Source organism: Sphingomonas arenae (assembly GCF_016924655.1).
In the GTDB taxonomy this organism is placed as follows: Bacteria; Pseudomonadota; Alphaproteobacteria; order Sphingomonadales; family Sphingomonadaceae; genus Sphingomicrobium; species Sphingomicrobium arenae.
In genome coordinates this window covers 1-21,714 of the sequence record NZ_JAFFJU010000003.1, presented here as the reverse complement: position 1 = coordinate 21,714, position 21,714 = coordinate 1, and the positions used below count along the sequence as shown (strand labels likewise).

General features: G+C 64.9%; 21 protein-coding genes and 2 pseudogenes. 10 read left to right on the top strand and 13 right to left on the bottom strand.

Translation table 11 applies throughout. From position 1 onward, the window contains the following. Positions 1-115: 115 nt before the first annotated feature. On the bottom strand, positions 116-796 hold the full coding sequence (locus JT720_RS11525; protein WP_205481456.1) for a sensor histidine kinase: 681 nt from the start codon (positions 794-796) through the stop codon (positions 116-118). Continuing rightward, positions 786-1,538: a helix-turn-helix domain-containing protein gene (locus JT720_RS14075; RefSeq protein WP_205481455.1), complete on the bottom strand. Its 753-nt coding sequence runs from the start codon at positions 1,536-1,538 to the stop codon at positions 786-788. The genes JT720_RS11525 and JT720_RS14075 overlap by 11 nt, the downstream gene beginning before the upstream one ends. A gap of 155 nt (positions 1,539-1,693) precedes the next feature. Between JT720_RS14075 and JT720_RS11515 the strand changes: the two genes are divergently transcribed. From JT720_RS11515 to JT720_RS11505, 3 genes are read left to right on the top strand one after another with little or no spacing between them, the layout of a single operon-like run. After that, the gene (locus JT720_RS11515) at positions 1,694-2,692 is read left to right on the top strand and encodes an HWE histidine kinase domain-containing protein (RefSeq protein ID WP_205481454.1); all 999 of its coding nucleotides are present in this window, start codon (positions 1,694-1,696) and stop codon (positions 2,690-2,692) included. 9 nt (positions 2,693-2,701) lie between these two features. Further along, the gene (locus tag JT720_RS11510) at positions 2,702-3,058 is read left to right on the top strand and encodes a response regulator (RefSeq protein ID WP_205481453.1); all 357 of its coding nucleotides are present in this window, start codon (positions 2,702-2,704) and stop codon (positions 3,056-3,058) included. Then, entirely contained in the window at positions 3,055-3,480 is a 426-nt protein-coding gene (locus JT720_RS11505) for a response regulator (RefSeq protein ID WP_205481452.1), read from the top strand. Before JT720_RS11510 ends, JT720_RS11505 begins: the two co-directional genes overlap by 4 nt. A gap of 27 nt (positions 3,481-3,507) precedes the next feature. On the opposite strand, the gene JT720_RS11500 is transcribed toward JT720_RS11505, so the two are convergent. From JT720_RS11500 to JT720_RS11475, 6 genes are read right to left on the bottom strand one after another with little or no spacing between them, the layout of a single operon-like run. Then, positions 3,508-3,963 (bottom strand): tRNA (cytidine(34)-2'-O)-methyltransferase, encoded by a 456-nt coding sequence (locus JT720_RS11500; RefSeq protein ID WP_205481451.1) that lies wholly within the window; start codon positions 3,961-3,963, stop codon positions 3,508-3,510. Between the two features lie 31 nt (positions 3,964-3,994). Then, positions 3,995-5,359: a transaminase gene (locus JT720_RS11495; RefSeq protein WP_205481450.1), complete on the bottom strand. Its 1,365-nt coding sequence runs from the start codon at positions 5,357-5,359 to the stop codon at positions 3,995-3,997. Continuing rightward, the gene (locus tag JT720_RS11490; protein ID WP_205481449.1) at positions 5,356-6,462 is read right to left on the bottom strand and encodes an ABC transporter ATP-binding protein; all 1,107 of its coding nucleotides are present in this window, start codon (positions 6,460-6,462) and stop codon (positions 5,356-5,358) included. The genes JT720_RS11495 and JT720_RS11490 overlap by 4 nt, the downstream gene beginning before the upstream one ends. Continuing rightward, entirely contained in the window at positions 6,462-7,301 is an 840-nt protein-coding gene (locus JT720_RS11485; RefSeq protein WP_205481448.1) for an ABC transporter permease, read from the bottom strand. The genes JT720_RS11490 and JT720_RS11485 overlap by 1 nt, the downstream gene beginning before the upstream one ends. Further along, positions 7,298-8,197 carry an ABC transporter permease gene (locus JT720_RS11480; RefSeq protein ID WP_205481447.1) on the bottom strand — a complete coding sequence of 300 codons (900 nt, stop codon included), beginning with the start codon at positions 8,195-8,197 and terminating at the stop codon, positions 7,298-7,300. The genes JT720_RS11485 and JT720_RS11480 overlap by 4 nt, the downstream gene beginning before the upstream one ends. 6 nt (positions 8,198-8,203) lie before the next feature. Next, the gene (locus JT720_RS11475) at positions 8,204-9,355 is read right to left on the bottom strand and encodes an ABC transporter substrate-binding protein (protein ID WP_237219951.1); all 1,152 of its coding nucleotides are present in this window, start codon (positions 9,353-9,355) and stop codon (positions 8,204-8,206) included. 183 nt (positions 9,356-9,538) lie between these two features. Here JT720_RS11475 and JT720_RS11470 point away from each other — a divergent pair, with 183 nt between their 5' ends. The 3 genes from JT720_RS11470 to JT720_RS11465 all read left to right on the top strand — a co-directional run bounded on the left by JT720_RS11470 (position 9,539) and on the right by JT720_RS11465 (position 12,692). Further along, the gene (locus JT720_RS11470; protein ID WP_205481446.1) at positions 9,539-10,441 is read left to right on the top strand and encodes a LysR family transcriptional regulator; all 903 of its coding nucleotides are present in this window, start codon (positions 9,539-9,541) and stop codon (positions 10,439-10,441) included. Between the two features lie 237 nt (positions 10,442-10,678). Further along, positions 10,679-10,936: a DUF6894 family protein gene (locus tag JT720_RS14260; protein WP_419555406.1), complete on the top strand. Its 258-nt coding sequence runs from the start codon at positions 10,679-10,681 to the stop codon at positions 10,934-10,936. Positions 10,937-11,513: 577 nt separating this feature from the next. Then, positions 11,514-12,692, top strand: coding sequence for a GAF domain-containing protein (locus JT720_RS11465; protein ID WP_205481445.1), 1,179 nt, complete (start codon positions 11,514-11,516; stop codon positions 12,690-12,692). A gap of 26 nt (positions 12,693-12,718) precedes the next feature. Here the strand turns inward: JT720_RS11465 and JT720_RS11460 are convergent, their stop codons facing one another. Next, positions 12,719-13,099 (bottom strand): response regulator, encoded by a 381-nt coding sequence (locus JT720_RS11460; protein ID WP_205481444.1) that lies wholly within the window; start codon positions 13,097-13,099, stop codon positions 12,719-12,721. A 577-nt stretch (positions 13,100-13,676) separates the two neighbouring features. Between JT720_RS11460 and JT720_RS11455 the strand changes: the two genes are divergently transcribed. Together JT720_RS11455 and JT720_RS14255 are read left to right on the top strand one after the other, a co-directional pair. Beyond that, on the top strand, positions 13,677-14,207 hold the full coding sequence (locus JT720_RS11455; RefSeq protein ID WP_205481443.1) for a hypothetical protein: 531 nt from the start codon (positions 13,677-13,679) through the stop codon (positions 14,205-14,207). 776 nt (positions 14,208-14,983) lie between these two features. Next, positions 14,984-15,094, top strand: a pseudogene (locus JT720_RS14255) (PEPxxWA-CTERM sorting domain-containing protein); the annotation flags it as partial. A 59-nt stretch (positions 15,095-15,153) separates the two neighbouring features. On the opposite strand, the gene JT720_RS11445 reads toward JT720_RS14255, so the two are convergent. Genes JT720_RS11445 through JT720_RS11430 form a run of 4 tightly spaced genes read right to left on the bottom strand, consistent with a single transcriptional unit; the run spans position 15,154 to position 19,996 of the window. Next, positions 15,154-16,533: a glutamine synthetase family protein gene (locus tag JT720_RS11445; RefSeq protein ID WP_205481442.1), complete on the bottom strand. Its 1,380-nt coding sequence runs from the start codon at positions 16,531-16,533 to the stop codon at positions 15,154-15,156. After that, complete coding sequence (locus JT720_RS11440) at positions 16,530-17,798, bottom strand: NAD(P)/FAD-dependent oxidoreductase (protein ID WP_205481441.1); 1,269 nt, start codon at positions 17,796-17,798, stop codon at positions 16,530-16,532. The genes JT720_RS11445 and JT720_RS11440 overlap by 4 nt, the downstream gene beginning before the upstream one ends. A gap of 3 nt (positions 17,799-17,801) precedes the next feature. After that, on the bottom strand, positions 17,802-19,151 hold the full coding sequence (locus tag JT720_RS11435; RefSeq protein WP_205481661.1) for a glutamine synthetase family protein: 1,350 nt from the start codon (positions 19,149-19,151) through the stop codon (positions 17,802-17,804). Between the two features lie 47 nt (positions 19,152-19,198). Continuing rightward, entirely contained in the window at positions 19,199-19,996 is a 798-nt protein-coding gene (locus tag JT720_RS11430; protein WP_205481440.1) for a TorF family putative porin, read from the bottom strand. A gap of 203 nt (positions 19,997-20,199) precedes the next feature. On the opposite strand from JT720_RS11430, the gene aptA reads away from it, so the two are divergent. Together aptA and JT720_RS11420 are read left to right on the top strand one after the other, a co-directional pair. Next, positions 20,200-21,513 carry an omega-aminotransferase AptA gene (aptA, locus tag JT720_RS11425; protein ID WP_237219949.1) on the top strand — a complete coding sequence of 438 codons (1,314 nt, stop codon included), beginning with the start codon at positions 20,200-20,202 and terminating at the stop codon, positions 21,511-21,513. A 2-nt stretch (positions 21,514-21,515) separates the two neighbouring features. Next, a pseudogene (locus JT720_RS11420) lies at positions 21,516-21,714 on the top strand (alanine dehydrogenase); the annotation flags it as partial.

Below are 21,714 nucleotides of genomic sequence, written 5' to 3'. Positions count from 1 at the left end.
TAACCTATGTTAACGCTCTGAAATCATTGGATTAGAACGTGCAACGGAGCAATGAAGAGGACGTTCCACTCCGGGGAAACGGAGTAGCTTGCCGACTCATTTCTCGGCTGAAGGATCACCCCTCGGAGAGCGACCCGACCCGCTCGGTGAACGGCAGGCTCATCGCGAAGGACACGCCGTCCGGTCCTTTCTCCAGATGGGTCGTCGCGCCCAGCTCGTATTGCAGCATTCGCGTCAGCACATACGTGCCAAAGCCTCCATGCTCCCCTTGCCGGAGTCCCTTCTCCAGCTCCTCGCGCCAGCGGAAGGTCAGGACCGGGCCCTCGCTGCCCTCCGCAATTCCCCACTCCGCCTCGATCTGTCCGCCTGCTGCAAGCGCACCATGTTCGATGCTGTTCACCGCCAGTTCGTGGACGGCCAGCGCGAACAGCTGCCCCGCTCGCGGCTGAAGGCAGATGGCAGGCCCCGACAGGGTCAGTCCGTCCCCTTCATGGGATCCATATTGCAGCAATTCGTCCGCGATCAGCTTGTGAAGGTCAATCGCCCCACGCTCGTCGGCCTCCGCCTGGGCACGCGCGATCGCGTCGAGGCGACCCTCCACATGATCGGCAAAGTCGTCGGGGTTTCGCGGGGTCCTCGCAGACTGGCGGATGATGGCGCGAAGCAAGGACACGGTACTGCGCAGCCGGTGCCGAAGCTCGCCGGGAGCATCCCGCTGGTCGAGCAATCGGCGCAGCCGGCGGTTGTCCGCTTCCAGTTCCGCGATCCGCGCCGTGGCACGGTCCTCAGGCGTCATCGATCGTCTCGCTCAGACTGTGCGGCCATCCTTCCGGACTGGTCTGCGCATAGTTCACATGAAGGTAGCACGGATCGAAGTCGGACAAGTCTCGCAACTCCTGGTGCTCGCGAATGATCAGGCGCCGGTTCTCCAGCGAGATCAATCCGGCCTTGCGCAGGTCCTGCAGCGAACGGTTGACGTGCACTGGCGTCAGTCCGAGCAGGTCGGCCAACTCGACCTGCGTCAGCGGCATGTCGCAGCCGCTTTCCGTCGGAATGCCCGCCATTCGCAGGCGCAGTTCGATCTCGCAGAACAGGTGCCCCAGCCGCTCCGCCGCGGACCGTCGTCCCAGGCTGACGATCTGCGCTCGCTCGATGTTCGTGGCGACCAGCAGGTCCCACCACAGCGCCTGCTTGCAGGTCGGGCTTCGCTCAACCCAAGTGCGCAGCACATCCTGGCTCAGGGTGGAAAAGGAAACCGGCGTCAGCGCCGCGATGTTGTCGTCGATGAAGTGCGGCAGCAGGCCGAATGGCTCGCACATGTCACCGGGCAGGTAGAGCATGACGATCTGCCGCTTGCCGTTCGCCAGCACCTGGTACCGGCAGGCCCAGCCGCGCAGGATCACCGGCAGGCTCCGGGAACTGTCCCCCGGCACCGCAATGTCGCGGCCCTTCTCAGCCCGCCGGACGGACCGGGTCAGGTCGAGCAGAACGGTCTTGTCGGCCTCGGTCAGCGGTGCCCCGCGGCAGAGCTTGTTCACGAATGCATTCACGGAAGGCGGGGCCTCGGTACAAGGAACTCAGCGTGCTCCTTGAGCCGACATAGAACGCGCGGCGGTGCTTTATCCTAACATAGGATTGCAAAGCGCACGTCCGCCGATTGCCTTTACCGTCGGCCGAAGGCAGTGATCTTCGGATGAACATGGAAGAACTCTACCGGATCCTGCGCACCGGCCATGTGCAGACGCAGGGCATTGTCGATACCATCGCCGACCCAATGGTGGTGCTGGACTCCAGCCTGTGCGTGCAGAACGCCAGCCGATCCTTCTTCGAAACATTCCAGGTCTTCCGGGACGAGACGATCGGCCAACGGCTGACGGACCTCGGCAACGGTCAGTGGAACATCCCGGAATTGCAGCGTCTGCTGGGCGACGTGATCCCGAAGTCAACGGCCGTCATCAACTACGAAGTCACGCATGACTTTCCCAGCATTGGCCGTCGGACGATGTTGCTGACCGCGCGCACCCTGTTCCATCCGGACGGGGCCAGCCATTCGCTCCTGCTTGTCTTCAGCGACGCCACGGACCGCATGGCCCGCGACCGGGCCAAGGACATGCTGTTCGGCGAACTTCGCCACCGCATGAAGAACCTTTTGGGAGTGGTGCAGTCCCTTGCCCGCCAAACTCCGATTGAGGGTCGCACCGCCGAGGAATATCGCGACAGCCTGCTCGGCCGCCTCGGTGCGCTGATCGACTCCGAGGACCTCGCCTTCGCGGAGCAGGGTGAACTGGGGGTGGAACAGCTGCTGGAACGCACCTTCGCACCCTACGCAAGCGGCGGCGCCAACACGGTGATCGAGCCCGGCCCTCCGGTCCAGCTAGGCCCCCGAACCGTCATGTCGCTGAGCCTGGTGCTCCACGAACTGACCACCAACGCCGCAAAATATGGTGCGCTGTCGGACCCCGAAGGGCAGGTCCGGGTGCGCTGGCAGGTGGAAGACGGCAAGCTGCACCTGCACTGGGCGGAGAGCGGCGGTCCGGCCGTCTCGGCGCCCACGGCCACCGGCTACGGCACGCAGCTGATCCAGTCGACGGTCAGCTACAACCTCGGCGGAACGGTGGAACTGGACTATCCGCAAGGTGGTTTTCAGGCTGAGATCGTCGTTCCCCTCGGGACGGCATCCCAGTCCGAGTGAGGAGTTCCAGTGCCTCAAACGATCCTGATTGTTGAGGACGAATTCCTGATCGCCATGGACCTGCAACTCCGGTTGGAGGCGCATGGCTGGCGGGTGGTCGGGCCGGCCGCAACGATCCGGGATGCGCTGGAACTGGTGGAGCAGGAGCCGCCCGATGTCGCGCTCCTTGACGTCCACCTGGGCGACCAACTCATCACCCCTGTTGCGGAATGCCTGAAGGCTCGTGGTATCCCCTTTGCGGTCGCCAGTGCATTCGATTGGCCGGAGCGGGTCGGCGGCGATGTTCTCGCCGGCGTTCCTAATGCCGGCAAGCCGACGTCCGAACGACGCCTCCTCTCCGCCTTGAAGCAGCTCACCGGGGAATGAACGGCGACCTACCCGAAGTGACGCGGTCAGCGATTGTCCGGGGACCGGGTCTGGAGACCGTCATGGCTGGAGATGCGCTTGCCAACCAGCGGATCCTGCTGGTGGAAGACGAGTTCTTCCTGGCTGACGAGCTCGCCCGATCCCTCCAGGCCGCCGGCGCGACCATCGTGGGACCGGCCGCGAGCATTCGCAACGCCCTCAACCTCATCGCCACGGCCGGTCACCTCGATGCGGCCGTGCTGGATCTCAATCTTCGGGGCGAGACCGCTATTCCCGTCGCGGATGCGCTGCTCGAACGGAACGTCCCTTTTGTCTTCGCAACCGGCTACGGCCATGGCTTCGTTCCCGTCCGCTACCGCCACGTGAAGCGTTGCGAGAAGCCGATGAACCCGGCCAAGATCGTGCGCGCGCTGTTCGGCTAGTCACGCGGCTAAGCCGAGCGCCACACCTCATCCAATCGGCAAGCTCCCCGTCTGCCGCAGGGCCTCGCCGAGGCCGAGCGCCGCCGCCGTCGCCAGGTTCATGGAGCGCACCTCCGGCCGAATGGGAATGCGCACCCGCGCATCGCAGGCTTCTGCGACCGCCGCCGGAACGCCCGCGCTTTCCTTGCCGAACAGCAGGATGTCGTCAGGCGTGAAGACGAAATCGTAGGCCGAACGCGAAACTTTGGTGGTGAACAGGACCAGGCGCGCCTGCCCGACCGTCTGCTGGAAGGCTGCGAAGCTGGCATGCCGGGCGACTCGGACATGATCGATATAGTCCATCGCCGTGCGCCGGACCCGCCGGTCGTCCCACGCGAACCCCATCGGCTCGATCAGGTCCACCGCCGCCCCGAGGCAGGCGCCCAGCCGCAGGACGGCGCCGACGTTTCCTGCGATCTCCGGCTCGAATAGGGCAATGCGCATGCCCGCCGATTGGATCGGGCGACCGCCGAATTCAATGCGCGAGTTCGCGGACGACCTCCGCCGTAGCCGCGACCATCGCGTCGCAGTCCCGCTCACTGGTGGCGGGGGAGACCAGCATCATGTTGTGGAACGGCGCGATCAGGACGCCGCGGTTGAGCAGTCCGATGTGCAGCGCCTGCTCCACCTCCGTCAGGTGCGCCGCTGCCGCTTCCGTTCCATTGCGCAACGGTCGCTGCGCCAGCACGAACTCGATCCGCGCGCCGACCCGTGCGATGTGCCACGGCAGCCCCGCCTGCTCCAGGATGCCGCTCAATCCGCCCGCCAGCCGCTCCGCCAGTCCTCCCATGTGCGCGTAATTGGCCGGGGTCAGCACCTCCTCCAGGTTGGCCCGCAGCGCCGCCAGGCTCAGCGCATTGCCGGCCAGCGTCGTCCCCATGCCGGAATGGCCCGGCCCCTTCCGCGCCAGCGCCTCCGCGAAGCGCTCGGCCACCAGCCGCGTCATCCCCCAGACCGCCGTCGGCACCCCGCCCGCGATCGCCTTCCCGCACACCCAGATGTCGGGCTCAAGCCCATGCACCCGCGTGTAGCCGCCGTAGCCGGACGAGAGCGTATGCGTCTCGTCGATCAGCAGCAGTGTCCCCGCCTCCCGCGTCAGGCGCCGCAAGCCGTCGTGGAACCCCGGCTCCGGCAGCACCATGGCGCTGTTGGTCAGCACCGGCTCCGTAATCACGCAGGCGATATCGCCCCGCGCCAGCTCCCGCTCCAGGGCATCGAGGTCGTTGAACTCGACCACGGAGGCGTCCTGCGTGATGTCCCGGAACTGCCCCAGCATCCCGGACCGCGTCCGCTGCTGTCCGTCCGCCAGCTGGACGAACGCCTCCTCCACCGTGCCGTGATAACAGCCATTGAACACCAGGATGCGCGGGCGGCACGTGATCGCCCGCGCCACTCGCAGCGCAAACCGGTTCGCGTCGGTGGCGGTTAGCGCGATCTGCCACGCGTGGAGGCCGAACACCTCCCGCAGCAATCTCCCGACCACCGGCGCATCCACGGTCGGCAGCATGTGCGTGAAGCCTCGCGTCGCCTGCCCCTGCACCGCCCGCACCACCGCCGGCGCGGCGTGGCCGAACATCGCTCCCGTGTCGCCCAGGCAGAAGTCGGCATAAGCGTGCCCGTCCACGTCCGTCAGGCTCGCGCCCTCGGCATGGTCGATGAACATCGGAAATGGCAACGGCCAGTCGGTCATCCACTGCATCGGCACGCCGCCGACCAGGGTCTCCGCTGCCTCGCGCGCCAGCTCCGCGGATCGCGGCCGAGCCGCCGCATAGCGCTGCTCCTCCGCGGACCGGAAGGCGCGCAGCCGACCCGCTTCGACCCCGCCGATCCGCTCGCTCACGACAGCAGCGTCACCGGGCTGGTCGGGTGCCAGTGCAGCGAAACCGGATCGTCCCAGGTGAAGTCGTCCTGGTCGAAGCGCGACAGGTTGGTGCGAGACACTCGGATGCGCCGCCCGCTCGGCAGCTCGACCTCGTAGATGGTGATATCGCCCAGGTAGCTCATCCCGCGGATCACCCCGTCCGCATGGTTCGTGCCCTCAGGCGAGTCCTTCGGCGCCGCCTGCCCCGGCTTGCACAGGGTGATCTTCTCCGGCCGGATCGCCACCCACAGGTTGCTGCCGTGCGGGCCGGTCACGCCATGGTTGAGGTACACCCGGCCAAGCTCGGGACAGTGGATCTCCGCCCGCTCAGGCTCGTCGATCACCATCCGCCCTTCGAAGATGTTCACCGAACCGATGAAGTCCGCGACAAAGCGGTTGGCGGGATATTCGTAGATGTCCGAACAGGTCGCCAGCTGCGCGATCTGCCCCTTGTTCATGACCGCGATCCGGTCCGCCAGCGACAGCGCCTCGTCCTGGTCATGGGTCACGGTGATGAAGGTGATCCCGACCTTGCTCTGGATCTCCGCCAGCTCGAACTGCATCTGGGCGCGCAGCTTCGCGTCCAGCGCCGACAGCGGCTCGTCCAGCAGCAGCACCTTGGGCTTCATCACCAGGCTTCGCGCCAGCGCCACCCGCTGCCGCTGCCCACCCGACAGCTGGTCCGGCATGCGCTCGCCCAGGCCGCCGAGCTGGACCAGCGAGAGCGCTTCCTGCACCCGGTCGCCGATCTCGCTCTTCGGGGTCCGCGCAATCCGCAGGCCGTAGCCGACATTGTCCGCCACCGACATGTGCGGGAACACGGCATAGCTCTGGAACACCATGTTCACGGGCCGCTTGTTGGGCGGCACCATGCTCATGTTCTGCCCGTCGATCAGGATCTGCCCCTCGGTCGGCAGTTCGAACCCGGCCAGCATCCGCAACAGCGTCGTTTTGCCGCAGCCCGATGGGCCCAGGAGCACGAAGAACTCCCCCTTGTGAATCGTCAGGGAGACGTTGTCGACCGCCGCCAGGTTGCCGAAGCGTTTGATGACGTTGCGGATTTCAATGATCGGTTCGGGCATCAGCTCGCGTTCGTCTTGGAGATGTCCTGCATCTTCAGCGCCACGGCGGTGAGGATGACGGTGAGGAGGATGAGCAGGGCGGAAACGGCGTTCACTTCCGGTGTCACCGAGAAGCGAACCATCGAATAGACCTTCACCGGGAAGGTGATGGTGTTCGGCCCGCTGGTGAAGAAGGTGATCACGAAGTCGTCGAGGCTCAGGGTGAAGCTCAGCAGCGCGCCGGCGATGATCCCCGGCTTCATGTGCGGCAGCAGCACGTCCCGGAACGACTGCCACTCGCTCGCGCCAAGGTCCCGTGCCGCCTCTTCCTGCTCCCGGTTGAAGCTCGCCAGGCGCGCCCTCACCACCAGCGCCACGAACGGGAAGCAGAAGGTCACGTGGGCGATGGTGATGTTGCCCAGGCTCAGCGGCCAGATCAGGTCGTTGGGCCAGCCGACCTGCGCGAAGAACACGAGGAAGGCGACGCCGAGGCAGATCTCGGGCACCACGATCGGCAATGCCATCGTGCCCTCGATCCCCGCCCGCCCGGGAAAGCGGAAACGCCACAGCAGCACCGCCGCGAGCGTTCCCAGCACCACGCTGATCAGCGTCGCCAGGAAGGCGATGGTCAGCGAGTTGCCGAGCGCCGCCATGAGGGACTCGTTCTCGAGGACCTTGCCGTACCACTTGGTCGTGAAGCCCCGCCAGACGACGTTGCGCTTGCTGTCGTTGAAGCTGAAGATGATCAGGACCAGCAGCGGCAGGTACAGGAACAGCGCCACGCCCCCGACCCAGGACCGCAGCCATAGGCGCCGGGAATATTCCAGCGGGGCGATGGGGGTGCGCCGCATCAACCTCATTGCCGCGCCTCCTTGCGGCTGCGCAGCGCCTGCAACGCAATCAGGATGAACGTCGCATAGAGCAGCAGGAACGACAGCGCCGCGCCGAACGGCCAGTCGTTGGCGCGCTTGAACTGCCGCTCGATCACGTTGGCGATCATCTGGCTGTCCGTCCCGCCCATCAGGTCCGGCGTCAGGTACGCGCCCAGCGCCGGCACGAACGTGATCAGCAGCCCCGACAGGATCCCCGGCATCGCCATCGGGATGACGATGCGCGTGATCGTCTTCCAGTGCCCCGCTCCCAGGTCCAGGCTCGCCTCGATCAGGCTCTTGTCCAGCCGGTCCAGCGCCGCATACAGCGGCAGCACCATGAAGGGCAGGTGCACGTAGACCAGCCCCAGGATCAGCGCGAAGTTGTTATAAAGCAGCTGCACCGGCTGGTACGGGTCGAACGCCCCGAAGCCCAGCAGCTGCGACACCAGGCTGGTGCCATTGTACAGATGCTCGATCCCGCTGTTCACAAGCCCACGCCCGCCCAGCACGAAGAGCAGCGCGTAGGTCCGGATCAGGAGGTTCGTCCAGAACGGCAGCATGATCAGCAGCAGCAGCCAAGGCTTCCACTTGTCGCGCGCGAATGCGATCGCCATCGCCACTGGAAAGCCGACCACGAAGCAGATGGCGGTGGTGATCGCCGCCACCACCACCGACTTCAGCATGATCTCGAGGTACAGCGGCTCCAGCGCCTTGCCATAGTTGGCGAAGGTGCCGCTGATCTCGATCTCGGTCAGGCCGACGTTGCGCCCGAAGCTGTAGCCCCAGACGATCGCCATCGGCAGGACAAAGAACAGAAACAGCCACGCAATCGGCGCCGAGGCTACAGCCGCGAAGAACCGGCGGCTGAGTTTCCAGTCTTGCATCGGACCTTACGCTGCGCGGACCCGAGTGAAGCCTTCCTCGTAGAGCGGCTGCATGTCGGGCCGGAACTTGGCATATTCGCACTTCGCCAGCCGATCCTGCGGCGGGAAGATCACTGGATTGTTCCGGTATTCGTCCGGCATCAGGGCCTTCGCCGCATTGTTCGGCGTCGGGTAGAGGATCGTCTCCGTGATCTTCTTCCCCACTTCTCCATCCAGGATGTAGTTGATGAAGGCGTGGGCGTTCTTCGGATGCGGTGCCCCCTTGGGGATGCACAAGGTGTCGGAATTGAGCTGACTGCCCTCCGTCGGGATCACGAAGTCGATGTCGTCGTCCTCGGTCATCGCCTGGGCGATGTCGCCGTTATACTCCAGCACCAGGTCCACCTCGCCCTTCAGCAGCAGGTCCTGGCCATTGTCCTCGTGGAACACCTTCACGAACGGCTTCTGCTTGATCATCATCTGGGTGATGCGATCGATGTCCTCCTTGGTGAGGTCGTTGACCGACTTGCCGATATACTTGCCATAAAGGCGATACAGGTCGCCCGCCTCTGACAGCAGCGAGATGCGGCCAGCATATTGGTTGCTGTCGAACAGCGGCTTCCAGCTGTTCACGCCGCCCGGAACCTTGGACTTGCGATAGCCGATGCCGAGCACCAGCCAGGTGTAGGGCAGCGAATATTTGCGGCCTGGATCGTACTCGACGTTCATGAACTGCGGGTCGACGTTCTTGATGTTCGGGATCAGGCTGTGATCCAGGGGCACGATCATGCCCGCGGGGATCATGCGCTCGACGAAGTCATTCGACGGCACGATCACGTCAAAGCCCGGATTTCCCGCGCGCAGCTTGGCGAACAGCTCGTCGTTGGTCGCGAACAGGCTCATGTTCACGTCGACGCCACTCGCTTCCTTGAAGTCCGCCAGCGTGGTCTCGCCGATGTACGTGTCCCAGTTGTAGAAGTTGAGCTTCGGCTCCTCGCCGGTCGGTTGGATCTTCGCCCCGGCGCCGCCGGCCTGGGTATTGCTCTCGCCGCCACCGCTGCCGCCGCAGGATGAAAGAAGTCCGCCAAGGCTGATGCCGACCGCGGCCGCGCCGAGGCCTTGCAGGATGGACCGGCGGTTGGCCTTCAACTCGCCGAGCTTCATCTGAATGTCTTTCATCGCCCCTCCTCCCGTGCTGCTCGCTTCAAGCGAAGCATGCTGGACCGATTCCGCGAGACTCGGAAGAGGGTTTCAACGCCCTGTCCGAGGCTGCGGGTTTTGCGAGCCGAAACAAACTCCCCTCGCCAGCCAAGCGCCAGCCGATTATGCATGGCGATACCTATCTGATAAACCGATGGCCGAATGAACATCACCTTTCGCCAGATGCGCTACTTCATCGCGGTGGCGGAAAGCCGCTCCATCTCCCGCGGCGCGGCCAGCGTCGGCATCTCCCAGAGCGCCGTCACCGAAGCCATCCGCTTCATCGAGGCCGACGTCGGGGCGGAGCTGTTCGCGCGCCACGCCAAGGGCGTGATCCTGACCCGCGAAGGCCAGCAGTTCCTCCGCCACGCCCGCAACATCCTCGACGCGGTCAACGGCATCCGCGACGGCCTTGGACAGAACACGCACGACGTCGAAGGGCGGCTGATGCTCGGCGCAACGCCGATCGTCACCGGCTACTTCCTGACCGACCTCATGGCCCGCTACCGCCAGGCCTTTCCGGCCGTGGAGATCCGCGTCGTCGAGGAACGCAGCGACTATATCGAGCACATGCTCGTCAACGGCGAGCTCGACCTCGGCATCCTGATCGTCCCCGGCCTGACCCGCCCCGAAGCGCTTGACCACGACGTCCTGCTGCGCAGCGACATGCGGGTCTGGATGGCGCCCCGCCACCGCCTGGCCGACCAGGACAAGGTCAGCATCGCCGAGCTTGCCGACGAGCCCCTCATCGACATCGCGCGCGAAGAACTCCAGGCCGTCAGCGAAGCCGTCTGGAAGACCCAGCCCAACCACCGCAAGCCCGCCTACCGCAGCGCCTCCATCGAGGCGATCCGCGGCCTGGTCGGCACCAACGCCGGCCTCGCCATCCTTCCCGACCTCCTCTACCGCCCGTGGAGCCTCGACGGCGATCGCATCGTCGCCAAGCGCACGCGCGAGCCCCTCCCCACCGTGGACATCGGCCTGGTCTGGCGCCGCCTCACCCGCCAGGGCGAAGCCGTCACCGCCTTCATGGAAACCGCGCGGGGCAAGCGGCCGGAGCGGTAATCGAGGGTCCGCTTACGACCCATTTTGGACGTTAGCCAGAACCGCTACAGGTGCGAGATGAACTGGAAGGTTGGCTGGCTCTTCACCGTTGCGGTCATCATCTTGCTCTTCGTGGTGATGTTTAACTCCGGCATGTTCATGCACGGAGATTGATGTCGGTTCTCGACCCATTCCGGACATTCGGCCTCACCTGAGTTAGCGCTTGGAACGACCAGGGCCGGTCTGCGCTCTTGGACAATGCCCCGTTTTTACTTTCATCTGCATAACGACCCCGACGTGCCGGATCTTGAAGGCCGAGAGTTCCCGGACTTGCCGGCTGCTCACGCAGAAGCAATGAGAGAAGCAAGGGTGTTGATTGGAGATGGTCAAGACCGACGCCAGGCTTGTGCTCAGTCACCGGATCGATGTCGAGGACGAGCACGGAGCTGTGCTGACAAGCGTCTACTTCCGAGACGTGGTTCTAATCGAAGCCTAGCGCAGGCTCGCGCCGAGTAGCTTCTTCAACGTCTTCTGAAGAGTCTTGCTTGCAAGATGCTCGTCGACTTGGCTGTAACCCTCGCGGCGCAGCTTGGCTCGAACAGCGTCCAAGCCGACACACTCTGGCGCGAGTTCGAAGGCGCGTCTCACCGTGTCCACAGACCTACAGCCGGATCCCGTGACCTACGGCAACACGCTCAGCATTCAGCTCAACTGATGCGCGACGGCCCGTAACGCAGTCGCTCCCTCTGACGTTCGTGCCACTCTGGCTAGGCGCAGGCACGATGCCGCCTGTTCGAGGAGCTGCTCGGCAGCGTCGCTTCTTTGTGCCTGTGTCGGGAATAGAACGCTCAGTGTCATGGAAGTTCTCCCTGGTAAGCGGGAGCACTGCGTCTCTCAGCCGCCCATGGCTTACGACCATGGGTCAAGCGCGATGGTCCGCTTCTAACACGACCGAGGGCGTAAACCTACCGGAGACTTGAGTTTCCACCCGTTTCGAACACTGCGGCTTGCGCTTGCCCTCGACCCATCTTGGACGTTGCCTGCATCCGATCTGTGCCGACAGCGTTTGCTGGCAGGACCATGGAGAGAACGAGTGCCGCGAAGGATCAATAAAGCCGGTTACACCGAAGTTGATAAGCTCCGTCAGCACCAGCGCATCATTATCGATTTGGGTTTGCTGGCATCACAAACGATGCCTTTGGAGCAGTTCCTCCGCCATGCAGTCTCTCAAGTGGCGCTCGCACTTGAGGTGAGCAACACGAAGATACTTCGTTACCGTCCCGTGGAAGGCGACTTACTGCTGATCGCCGGGATCGGCTGGCGCAAAGGTGTCGTTGGTCAGACGACCTTTCCGATCAACTTGAGATCGGCTCCTGGTCGAGCGTTCCAAACGGCAGAGCCAGTTGTCGTTGTTGACATTAGGGCGAGCGAAGAGTTCAGACCCTCTCGCAGCCTGCTGGAACACGGCATTGTCTCGCTGGTGAACGTGCCGATTGTGACGGACAAGGCTTCATGGGGCGTATTGGAGGTCGACCACAACGAACAGCGGGACTTCCGAGAGGACACAGTCGATTTCCTGCTTGCAGTTTCGCGCCTCATCGCCAGCGTTATCCAGCGTCACCAAGCTGAAGAGGCGCACCGGGATGCTCTCGCTGCAGCCGCCCTTGAGAAGCAGGAGCGGGACCTCTTCCTCGCGGAGATGCAGCACCGCGTGAAGAACTACTTTCAGATGATCCTGTCGATGATCTCGCTGGAGCAGCCAAAGCTGCCGACGCAGCAGGGACGGGACATTATGAGCAAAGTTGCCGAACGGATCATGGCCGTTTCACTGGGCAACGATCAGCTTTCTCCCACACGCTCCGATCAAAAGATCGCGATGCCAGCGTACTTGCGGGCAATCTGCACCGGTCTCGCTAGCCAACGAGAGGAGGTCAGTGTGACCGTCAGAGCGGACGACATCTCCCTTCCCGCTGAACGGGCCGTGCCCGTTGGCCTCATTGTCAACGAGCTTGTCACGAACAGCCTGAAGTATGCCTTTCAGGATCGCTCGGCAGGCAGCGTAATCGTGGAGCTATCCGCCGGTGCCGGTGGAGGCCGAGCTATGCTCCAGGTGAAAGATGACGGCTCCGGCATCCCCAAGGACGCGAGTTGCGGCACCGGAACCCGCTTGCTGCAATCTTTGGTCCGTCAAGTTGCCGGTGAGTTCGAGCAGCACAGTTCACCGGAAGGAACCACAACTACGATCATCTTCATTGACGGCGAGGATACCTAGTTTCCGCCTCCCAATCGGCTACCGGCTCAGAAGTGGTCACCGTCAAGCTTTTCCTCAACGATGTTGATCAGCTGCTCGGTTGGGTACGGCTTTGGCAAGAAGGTGCCGTTATCCGGCAAATCCTCGTCAGTGAGCCTCACCGCACCGGAAGTCACGATTAGACCAACGTCAGGCCTTTTCACACTGACTTCGTGAGCCAGGTGAAGCCCGTTCATCTCACCCGGCATGTTCACGTCTGTGAACAACAGCCCAATGCGCGGATGCTGCTCGAGCACCTCGAGGGCCTCACCTGCGTCGGCAGCCTCCCATGCCATGATGCCCCGATCAGTGAGTGCATCGGCTGCGACCATCCTGACGAGCGGCTCGTCTTCGACGACCAGAACTTCTTTGGGGAGCGTGTTGATCATTCTCACCGAACAGAGCCCCACGGCGAACGTTCCCGCCGTTTCGCCCCCGAACAGGAGGTCAGGGATGCCCTTGATCGGCGCTGCAAGCTAACGTCCGCTTGCCACCCACAGCGGACATTCAGTGCTGCATCGCTTACTGGTTCGGCGGCCGCGCGTTGTCGTCGAGCTGGTGCTTACCAGTAGCACGGCCAGCTTTCTTGTTGTCGTCGGTCGAATTGTGGCCGCGTCCGTGAAGTGGGCCGCCACGTGTGCTGTCGTTGCTGTCGCGCCGAGGTCCGCTCATCGCCTATCTCCTGATCCACGTCCGCCAACAAACAGGCGACGAGGTGCGTGGTTGCGCGTGAAAGCCAGAGTGCCGCCAAGCCGTTGCAGCGAAACGGTGAGACAGCACCTAGCCCGCCCGAGCTTGCCGCTGAGCCATCTTAGCCAGCATGGCCCATCGGACAGGACCGACCGGATCCACTCCCCGGTGGGCATTCGGCTTCCGTTTGCCTCAGCTGACGAGTCATTGCGGACGCGGTCAGGGCCTGCCATCACTGTCCCGAGAACGGGGGTTCTCGAGTACTCAGGGGGTAAGATGACCTTTCTCGCGTTCCTAGCTGCAGCCGCGGCTCAGGCGCCAACCACGCCGCCTTCCGCGATCCTCAGCTTCAAGGAGGCGGGCCGGATCATGGTCGCGGCCGAAAAGAAGCAGGCCGATACACGGCGACGTATCCGCGACCTGTCGGACGAACAGCTGACTTCCGAACTTCGGGCGGCTCTCAGCGGCAAAACCAAGATGGTCTACCAGCTCGGCCACGGCGTCTATGTCGAATATACCGATCCTTCCGGCGAGTTGCGCATGTGGTACCCGAGGAACCAGAACGTCGTGAAGGGCAGCTGGGGCACGCGGGAGGTCCGCGGCAAGGTGCGGGCCTGCTTCCACTACAAGGAGGCCGTCAACCCCGTCACCCACGTCTATGAGCCGACGGAATGCGTCGCCCCGGAACAGACGCTCAGCGCGGCGGAGGTGCTCCAGTCCTGGGACGGCGACGTGTTCAGGCTGATGGAGAACCGCGTCCCTTATGCCAAGGATCTCATGGACATGCCCTCACCGCAAGGTGGCTGATCTTGCGTTTTTGTGCACTGCAGCATATATGGTCTCGGCCGCATGTTGCGGCGCACCTAAACATCCATCGAGATTACCCATGCGTGCCCTTGCGCTCCTGTCGCTGTTCAACCTCCTGTTCGTGAAGCCTGCGCCCGCCCGCCGCTGAGCGGCGCCCTCCCTACAGTCCGATCCTGCATCGCGCGTCGGGGTGAGACAGCACCTTGCATCTCAGCATATGGTTAAGGGACATTAACCTCGATTAGTTTCTCTGCTATGCTCCTGCGCTACGAGTCGAATGGGGCGGGGGCTGGCTCGTGCATGGCAGGGAGACCCCGATGAGAATATTGGCAAGTACCGCGTTGGCCGCGATTGCGATGACGCTTGCGTCCCCGGCATCCGCTGCCCTGGTGACCGTCGGCGCCTGTGACGCCACCCTTCCCGATCCCAATGCAACCGCTTGTGCGGGCATCTACGAGGGCAACCTCAACAACAACGCCCGGATCGACGACCTGAACGCCGCCATCGATGCGCTGGTCGGCAGCGACTACACCGACGTCGCCTGGTCCGCGCTCGACCCGACCAAGAGCTTCTTCAGCTCGACCGGCACCGTCCTCAACTTCGCCGAGACCCTGTTCGGAGAGCAGATCATCAGCCTGCACTTCGGCAATGCCGGTTCGGGCAACGGCAACAACACCGTGCTCTACCTGTTCGACTTCGGCACGACTGGCGCGAACAGCGTGAACCTGAACCAGCAGGGCTGGTCCAACGCGGTGCTCATCCCGGGCGGCACGCCGCCGGTTCCCGAGCCGGGCACCTGGGCCATGATGCTGCTGGGCTTCGGCGCCATCGGCTTCGCGATGCGCCGCCGCCGGCTTCGCCGGGCCGCGCCGCTCCAGGTCGCCTGAACCACTCACCTGCATCGGGGGCGGGCCGCATGCCGGGAGGCGTGCGGCCCTGCCGCCTGTCAGGCCGTGCGCAGGTACCAGCCGTAGTCGAGCTGCGGCACTTCCGCGAAGTAGCGATCCTGCTCGCTCCGCTTGACGGTCGAGAACACCTCCACGAACCGGCTGCCGAGATAGTCCTTCAGCACCGCGGACCCGGCGAAGCGGTCCACCGCCGCGAACCAGTTGGCCGGCATGGGCGCGGCACTTGTGGCGCCCGCCTGTTCATAGCCGTTGCCGACGATCGCCGGCCCGGGATCGAGCTTGTTGACGATCCCGTGGTGCATCGCAGCCAGCACCGCCGCCACCGCCAGATAAGGGTTGGCGTCCGCCCCGCACACGCGATGCTCCACGTGCCGGGTCTTGGGTGCACCCGCCGGCACCCGGAAGGACACGGTGCGGTTGTTCACGCCCCAGGTCGGCGCCACCGGCGCATAGCTGTTCGCCCGAAAGCGGCGATAGCTGTTCGCATTGGGCGCAAACAACGCGAAGCTGTCGGCCAGCAGCGCCTGCATCCCCCCGATCGCATGGCGCAGCAACGGTGAGCCTTCCGGATCCTCTGCCGCGAACGCATTCTCCCCGGCCTCGTTCACCAGGCTCATGTGCAGGTGCATGCCGTTGCCAGCGCTGTCGGCGAACGGCTTGGCCATGAACGTCGCCTCCAGCCCGTGCAGCCGCGCCGCTTCCTTCACGATCCGCTTGTACATGACCGCCTCGTCACAGGCGCGGATCGCGTCCGGCTTGTGCTCCAGCGTCAGCTCGAACTGCCCTGCCGCATATTCGGAGATGGCGCTTTCCAGCGGGATGTTCTGCGCATCGGCAAAGGCATAGAGGTCGTCCAGGAACGGCCGCTGGTCCTCCAGCTCCGTGAGGCCGTAGACCTGGATATCGTTGCGATGCTGCCCACCTGCTCGCGCCGGCACCGGCTTGCCGTCGGCTGCCGGCTCGCGCTCCAGCAGGTAGAACTCCAGCTCCACCGCAATGTCCGGCGTCAGCCCGACCTCCTTCAGCCGCGCGATCACATTCGCCAGCACCGCCCGTGGGTCGAGGTCGTGCGGTCGACGGTCGAGCTCGTGAAAGCTGGTGACGAACTGCGCGGCCGCCGCCCCACCCCAGGGCGCCGGCACCAAGGTCCCCGGCACCGGCAGGCACAGGCAATCCGCGTCGCCCGTCTCCCACAATAGCCCGGTCTCCTCCACGTCCCGGCCCGTGATGTCGGCGAAAGTCACGCTGATCGGCAGGAACCGGCCGTTCTCGTAGACCGCCAGCGCCTCGTGCTGCCGCAGCCTCTTGCCGCGCGGCACGCCGCACATGTTGGTGAAGATCATGTCGACCGCATCCACCTCCGGATGGGCGTCGAAGAAGGCGCGGGCCTCGGCCAGGGCGTTGTCACGGTCGGTCATAAGCGGTCTTTCATGGCGTAGTAGAGAAGCCCCAGGGTGGCCAGCGGCCGTGCCAGCAGCCGCCCTCCCGGGAAGGGCCGGTGCGGCAGCCCCGCCAGCAGGTCGAACCCCCGGCTCGAGCGGTGCAGCTGCTCCGCGCACAGTTCGCCCGCCAGCGTCGTCAGCAAAGCGCCGTGCCCTGAAAAGCCGTGTGCGAACAGGATCGCTCCATCCCGCCCGAGGTGCGGCAGCCGGTTCGCGGTCACGCTCACCACCCCGCCCCACCCATGGTCGATCGCCACCCCGCTCAGGTCGGGAAAGAGTCCCTCCATGTACGGCCGCACGAACCCGCCAATGTCACGCGGCGGCGTGGTCCGGTATCGCTCTCCACCACCGAAGATCAGGCGCTTGTCGGCGCTCAGCCGGAAGTAGTTGAGCACGAACCGGCTGTCCGCCACCGCGGCGTCGCTCGGCAGGATGGTCTGTGCGAGATCCCCAAGCGGCGCCGTCGCTACATTGTAGTTCATCAACGGCACCGTGAACCGGCCAAGCCGTGGCTTCAGGTCACCGGTCCATGCATCGGTCGCCAGGATGGCCTGCTCGGCGACGACGGTTCCGCCCGCCGTCTCCACCCGCACCGCGCCGTTCTGGGTGATCCGCCTTGCCCGGCTCCCCTCGTGCAGCACTACGCCCACGCGCTGCGCCGCCGCAGCCAGCCCGAGCACATAGTTGAGCGGGTGAAAGTGCCCCCCCTCCGCATCGAACAGCCCGCCATGGTAGGCGTCAGTCCCCACGTGCCGTGCCATGTCCGCCCGCTCCACCACCTCCAGCCCGGTCCGTCCGAAGTCCCGCACCAGCGTGTCCGCCTCGCGCCGGATCTCGGCGAAATGCGCGGGCTTCCACGCCGCTTCCAGATGCCCAGGCTTGAGGTCGCAGGCGATGCCGTGTTTCGCCACCCGCGCCTTCACGCGCTCCACGGCCTGCAGCGCCACGTCATGCACCGCACGCGCCCGCTCCAGCCCGAACTCACGCTTCAGGTGCGACGCCGACCAGCGCAGCCCGGGGATCAGCTGCCCTCCGTTTCGCCCCGACGCTCCAAAGCCGATCGTCTCGGCCTCCAGCAGCACCACGCTGGCTCCCGCCTCCGCCGCCGCCAGCGCCGCCGCGGTTCCGGTGAACCCGCCGCCCACCACCACCACGTCGCACCGGACCTCGCCGGACAGCGGCGGCTGCCGCTCGAACGGGTGCGCGGTCGCGAGGTAGTAATTGCCCGGGCCGCCCTCCATTCGTCAGACGCGGAGCAGCAGGTGCTCGCGCTCCCAGCTGCTGATCACCGAGTGATAGTGAAGCAGCTCCGTGTCCTTGATGGCGGCGAACAGCTCGAAGAACTCCTCGCCCAGCAGCGCCTTGACCGGTCGGCAGTGGGCGAAGCGGTCCAGCGCCACTTCCAGGCTGCGCGGCAGGGTGCGCGCGCGATGGTAGGCGTTGCCTTCCATCTGCTTGGGCGGCTGCATGCGCTCGACCATGCCGATGTAGCCTGCGACCAGCGACGATGCGATGGCCAGGTACGGGTTGGCATCCGCCCCCGGCAGCCGGTTCTCCACCCGGCGGTTGCGGGCGTTGGAGACCGGTACGCGCAGGCCGCAGCTGCGGTTGTCGGACCCCCATTGCACGTTGATCGGCGCATCGCTGTCCGGCCGCATCCGGCGAAAGCTGTTGACGTTCGGCGCGAACATCGGCGCGATCTGTGGCAGCAGCCGCACCAGCCCGCCGACGTAGCTGCGAAATGCCGCGCTGTCCCGGCCGTTCGCCATGGAAAAGATGTTCTTGCCGGTCGCTGCATCCAGCACCGACTGGTGGATGTGCATGGCGCTGCCGGGCTGGTCGCTCATCGGCTTGGCCAGGAACGTCGCGTAGACGTCATGCTCCAGCGCCACCTGGCGAACGATGCGCTTGAACAGCAACACTTCGTCGGCCAGCCGCAGCGGGTCGCCGTGCAGGAAGTTCACCTCCAGCTGCGCCGCACCGGACTCGTGGATCATCGTGTCGATATCCAGCCCCGCCTGCTCGCAATTCTCGTATAGGTGCTCGATGATCTCCTCGAACTCGGTCAGCGCCTCCAGGCCATAGGGCTGGCTCGCAGTCTCCGGCCTTCCGGAGCGCCCGGTCGGCGGCACCAGCGGGATATCGGGGTCGGTGTTACGGGACACGAGGTAGAACTCGACCTCGGGCGCGATCACCGGCTTCCACCCCTTCTCCTCGTACAGCTGCAGCACGCGCTTCAGGATCATCCGGGGCGCGATGTTCACCGGATTGCCGTCACCGGTCAGCACGTCGGCGATGACGAACGCCGTCCGGGTCTTGTATCCCGGCGCCTCGCAGATGGTCTCGGGGTCTGGCGCCATCACCAGGTCGGGATCGAACACGGGGATGATGTGCCCGACATCGGCCGGATATTCACCCGTGACGGTCACCGAAAAGACGCTGCTGGGGATGCGCAGCGTGCCGTCCTTGAACCCGGACAGGAACTTTGCCGCGGGCAGGACCTTGCCGCGCTGCACGCCGTTCATGTCGGGAACGATGCACTCAACTTCGGCGATCTGGTGCTCAGCGATCCAGCTGGCCAGCTTGTTCGACATGGTGGTCACCGGCGGGCATCCAGCACCCGCCGGTCCTTTCCCTTGGTTTAGAAGGAGGTCGTGAACGCCTTGCTGAGCGTGAACACCACGGTCGGCTTGCCCAGCGGGTCGCCCCCACTGTGGCCGGTGTCGACGTAGGCCGCACCGGCGGTGAAGCCGCTGCCGAGGTCCGCGTTCAGGCCCAACGACCAGTCCTTCTTCTTATCGTAGAAGGCATTGTCCTCGATCCCGAACGATCCGGTCAAGCTCAGCGGCGTGTTCTTGATCGGCAGCTCGCCCTGCACCGCGAAGTAGAGGCCGCGGTCCGGTACCGTGCTGCCCTGCTCGGGCGTCCAGGCGAAGGTGAAGCCGACGCTCGCGTCGCCAATGGAATGGCTGACGTTCCCGATGAACTCCCAGTATTGAAGGTTTTCGGTGCCCGGATAGGCATAATAGGTTGCGTTCACGTCGACATCGACCGGGCCAAGCGTCGTAGCGTAGCCAACGATATAATCGATCTCGACGTCCGACCCCTCGTTCTCCGCGATGGTCGAGGCCCAGACGCTCGCATACAGCCCGCTTTCGTGGCTCAGCGTGATGCTCGGCTGAAACGCCGGATCCTTGTCGCTGAGCGAGATCCCGCGGAAGCGATAGTCGCTCACCCCGGTCAGCGCGATCTCGAGTTCGAACGGTCCGCTCGCTTCCTCTTCGGCTTCGGCCTCCGCCTCGGGTCCGGGCGTCGCGACGGCCTGGCCCGACTGCGCCTGGTTCTCCGGCTGCGAAGCGCTGTCCTGCGCGCTCGCCGGCGCGGCGGAGGCCATGAGCGCCAGCGCCGCGGTGCTCACAAGGATCGGAGTCTTACGCATCAGCTTCCCCCTCATTTTCCGCGACGCCGTACGCACGCGGTCGAATGATTTGTAACGGCACCGTCATGCTGGACAGAAGACGATGCAAGCACCAGCCCAATCTTTGGGAGCATAGCTATCGGGAAAATCGATAGCTACCGCCAAAGGGAATGTGACTTGTTCGCTTTCCGGTGAAAGACGATGCCCTGCACAGGGGTTCAACCATGCTGACCAACGATCGTCTTGCGTCTTTCTGGATGCCGTTCACGGCCAACCGCGCGTTCAAGCGCGACCCGCGCCTGTTCGTCTCGGCCGAAGGGATGCACTACCGCTCGTCCGACGGCCGGCAGGTGCTCGATGGCACCGCCGGACTGTGGTGCGTGAACGCGGGCCACGGCCGGGCACCGATTACCGAAGCCATTCGCAAGACTGCCGGAGAGCTCGACTACGCCCCTACCTTCCAGCTGGGCCATCCGCTTCCTTTCGAACTCGCGACCCGTCTCGGCGAGATGATGCCCGAAGGCCTCGATCGCATCTTCTTCGCCAACAGCGGCTCCGAAGCGGTGGACAGCGCGCTCAAGATCGCCCTCGCCTACCAGCGCTCGCGCGGCTTCGGCGGCAAGACCCGGTTGATCGGGCGCGAGCGCGGCTATCATGGCACCGGTTTCGGCGGCATCTCGGTCGGCGGCATCGTCAACAATCGCCGCGCCTTCGGGACTTTGCTGACCGGCGTCGATCACCTGCCGCACACGCATAGCCTGAAGGACATGGCCTTCAGCCGCGGCCAGCCCGACTGGGGCACGCACCTCGCCGACGACCTGGAGCGCATCGTGGCCCTGCACGGCGCCGAGACCATCGCCGCCGTGATCGTCGAGCCGGTGGCGGGTTCCACCGGAGTCCTCATCCCGCCAGTCGGTTACCTCGAACGCCTGCGCGAGCTTACGCACCAGCACGACATCCTGCTGATCTTTGACGAGGTCATCACTGCCTTTGGCCGCCTCGGCACCGCCACCGCGGCCGAGCGGTTCGGCGTCGTGCCGGACATGATCACCATGGCTAAGGGCCTCAACAACGGTGCCGTGCCGATGGGCGCCGTCGCCGCCTCCCGTAAGGTCCACGACCAGATCGTCGAGAACGCACCCGAGGGCATCGAGCTGTTCCACGGCTACACCTATTCCGGCCACCCGCTCGCCGCCGCGGCCGGCCTCGCGACGCTCGACCTCTACCGCGACGAAAGCCTCTTCGCCCGCGCCGCCTCGCTGGAAAAGCACTGGGAAGACTCCCTGCACGCGCTCAAGGGCACGCGCCACGTTATCGACCTGCGCAACCTTGGCCTGGTCGCCGGGATCGAGCTGGAGCCGCGCGCCGGCGCCCCCGGCAAGCGCGGGACGGAGGTCTTCCAGCGCTGCTTCGACGCCGGTCTGCTGGTGCGCGCGACGGGCGACACGATCGCGCTGTCGCCGCCGCTGATCGTCGAGGACACACAGATCGACACCATGTTCGGCATGCTCGCCGAGCAGATCGCAAAAGTGGATTGAGAATGAAGATCGGCGTTCCGAAGGAAATCAAGAACCACGAATATCGCGTCGGCCTGACGCCAGGCTCCGTGCGCGAACTCATCGCCGCGGGTCATGAGCTGTTCGTGGAGACGAAAGCCGGCAGCGGCATCGACTGTCCGGACAGCGCCTACCAGAAGGCCGGCGCCACCATCCTCGGCAGCGCGGAGGAAGTGTTCAAGG

What these genes read in the sequence shown, in the direction of transcription:
- JT720_RS11430 (WP_205481440.1), bottom strand. Translation starts at nt 19,996, where the DNA reads ATGCGTAAGACTCCGATCCTTGTGAGCACCGCGGCGCTGGCGCTCATG.
- JT720_RS11490 (WP_205481449.1), bottom strand. Translation starts at nt 6,462, where the DNA reads ATGCCCGAACCGATCATTGAAATCCGCAACGTCATCAAACGCTTCGGC.
- JT720_RS11440 (WP_205481441.1), bottom strand. Translation starts at nt 17,798, where the DNA reads ATGGAGGGCGGCCCGGGCAATTACTACCTCGCGACCGCGCACCCGTTC.
- JT720_RS11475 (WP_237219951.1), bottom strand. Translation starts at nt 9,355, where the DNA reads ATGAAAGACATTCAGATGAAGCTCGGCGAGTTGAAGGCCAACCGCCGG.
- JT720_RS11435 (WP_205481661.1), bottom strand. Translation starts at nt 19,151, where the DNA reads ATGTCGAACAAGCTGGCCAGCTGGATCGCTGAGCACCAGATCGCCGAA.
- JT720_RS11500 (WP_205481451.1), bottom strand. Translation starts at nt 3,963, where the DNA reads ATGCGCATTGCCCTATTCGAGCCGGAGATCGCAGGAAACGTCGGCGCC.
- JT720_RS11505 (WP_205481452.1), top strand. Translation starts at nt 3,055, where the DNA reads ATGAACGGCGACCTACCCGAAGTGACGCGGTCAGCGATTGTCCGGGGA.
- JT720_RS11455 (WP_205481443.1), top strand. Translation starts at nt 13,677, where the DNA reads ATGACCTTTCTCGCGTTCCTAGCTGCAGCCGCGGCTCAGGCGCCAACC.
- aptA (WP_237219949.1), top strand. Translation starts at nt 20,200, where the DNA reads ATGCTGACCAACGATCGTCTTGCGTCTTTCTGGATGCCGTTCACGGCC.
- JT720_RS11525 (WP_205481456.1), bottom strand. Translation starts at nt 796, where the DNA reads ATGACGCCTGAGGACCGTGCCACGGCGCGGATCGCGGAACTGGAAGCG.
- JT720_RS11480 (WP_205481447.1), bottom strand. Translation starts at nt 8,197, where the DNA reads ATGCAAGACTGGAAACTCAGCCGCCGGTTCTTCGCGGCTGTAGCCTCG.
- JT720_RS11445 (WP_205481442.1), bottom strand. Translation starts at nt 16,533, where the DNA reads ATGACCGACCGTGACAACGCCCTGGCCGAGGCCCGCGCCTTCTTCGAC.
- JT720_RS11485 (WP_205481448.1), bottom strand. Translation starts at nt 7,301, where the DNA reads ATGAGGTTGATGCGGCGCACCCCCATCGCCCCGCTGGAATATTCCCGG.
- JT720_RS14260 (WP_419555406.1), top strand. Translation starts at nt 10,679, where the DNA reads ATGCCCCGTTTTTACTTTCATCTGCATAACGACCCCGACGTGCCGGAT.
- JT720_RS11460 (WP_205481444.1), bottom strand. Translation starts at nt 13,099, where the DNA reads ATGATCAACACGCTCCCCAAAGAAGTTCTGGTCGTCGAAGACGAGCCG.
- JT720_RS11470 (WP_205481446.1), top strand. Translation starts at nt 9,539, where the DNA reads ATGAACATCACCTTTCGCCAGATGCGCTACTTCATCGCGGTGGCGGAA.
- JT720_RS11515 (WP_205481454.1), top strand. Translation starts at nt 1,694, where the DNA reads ATGAACATGGAAGAACTCTACCGGATCCTGCGCACCGGCCATGTGCAG.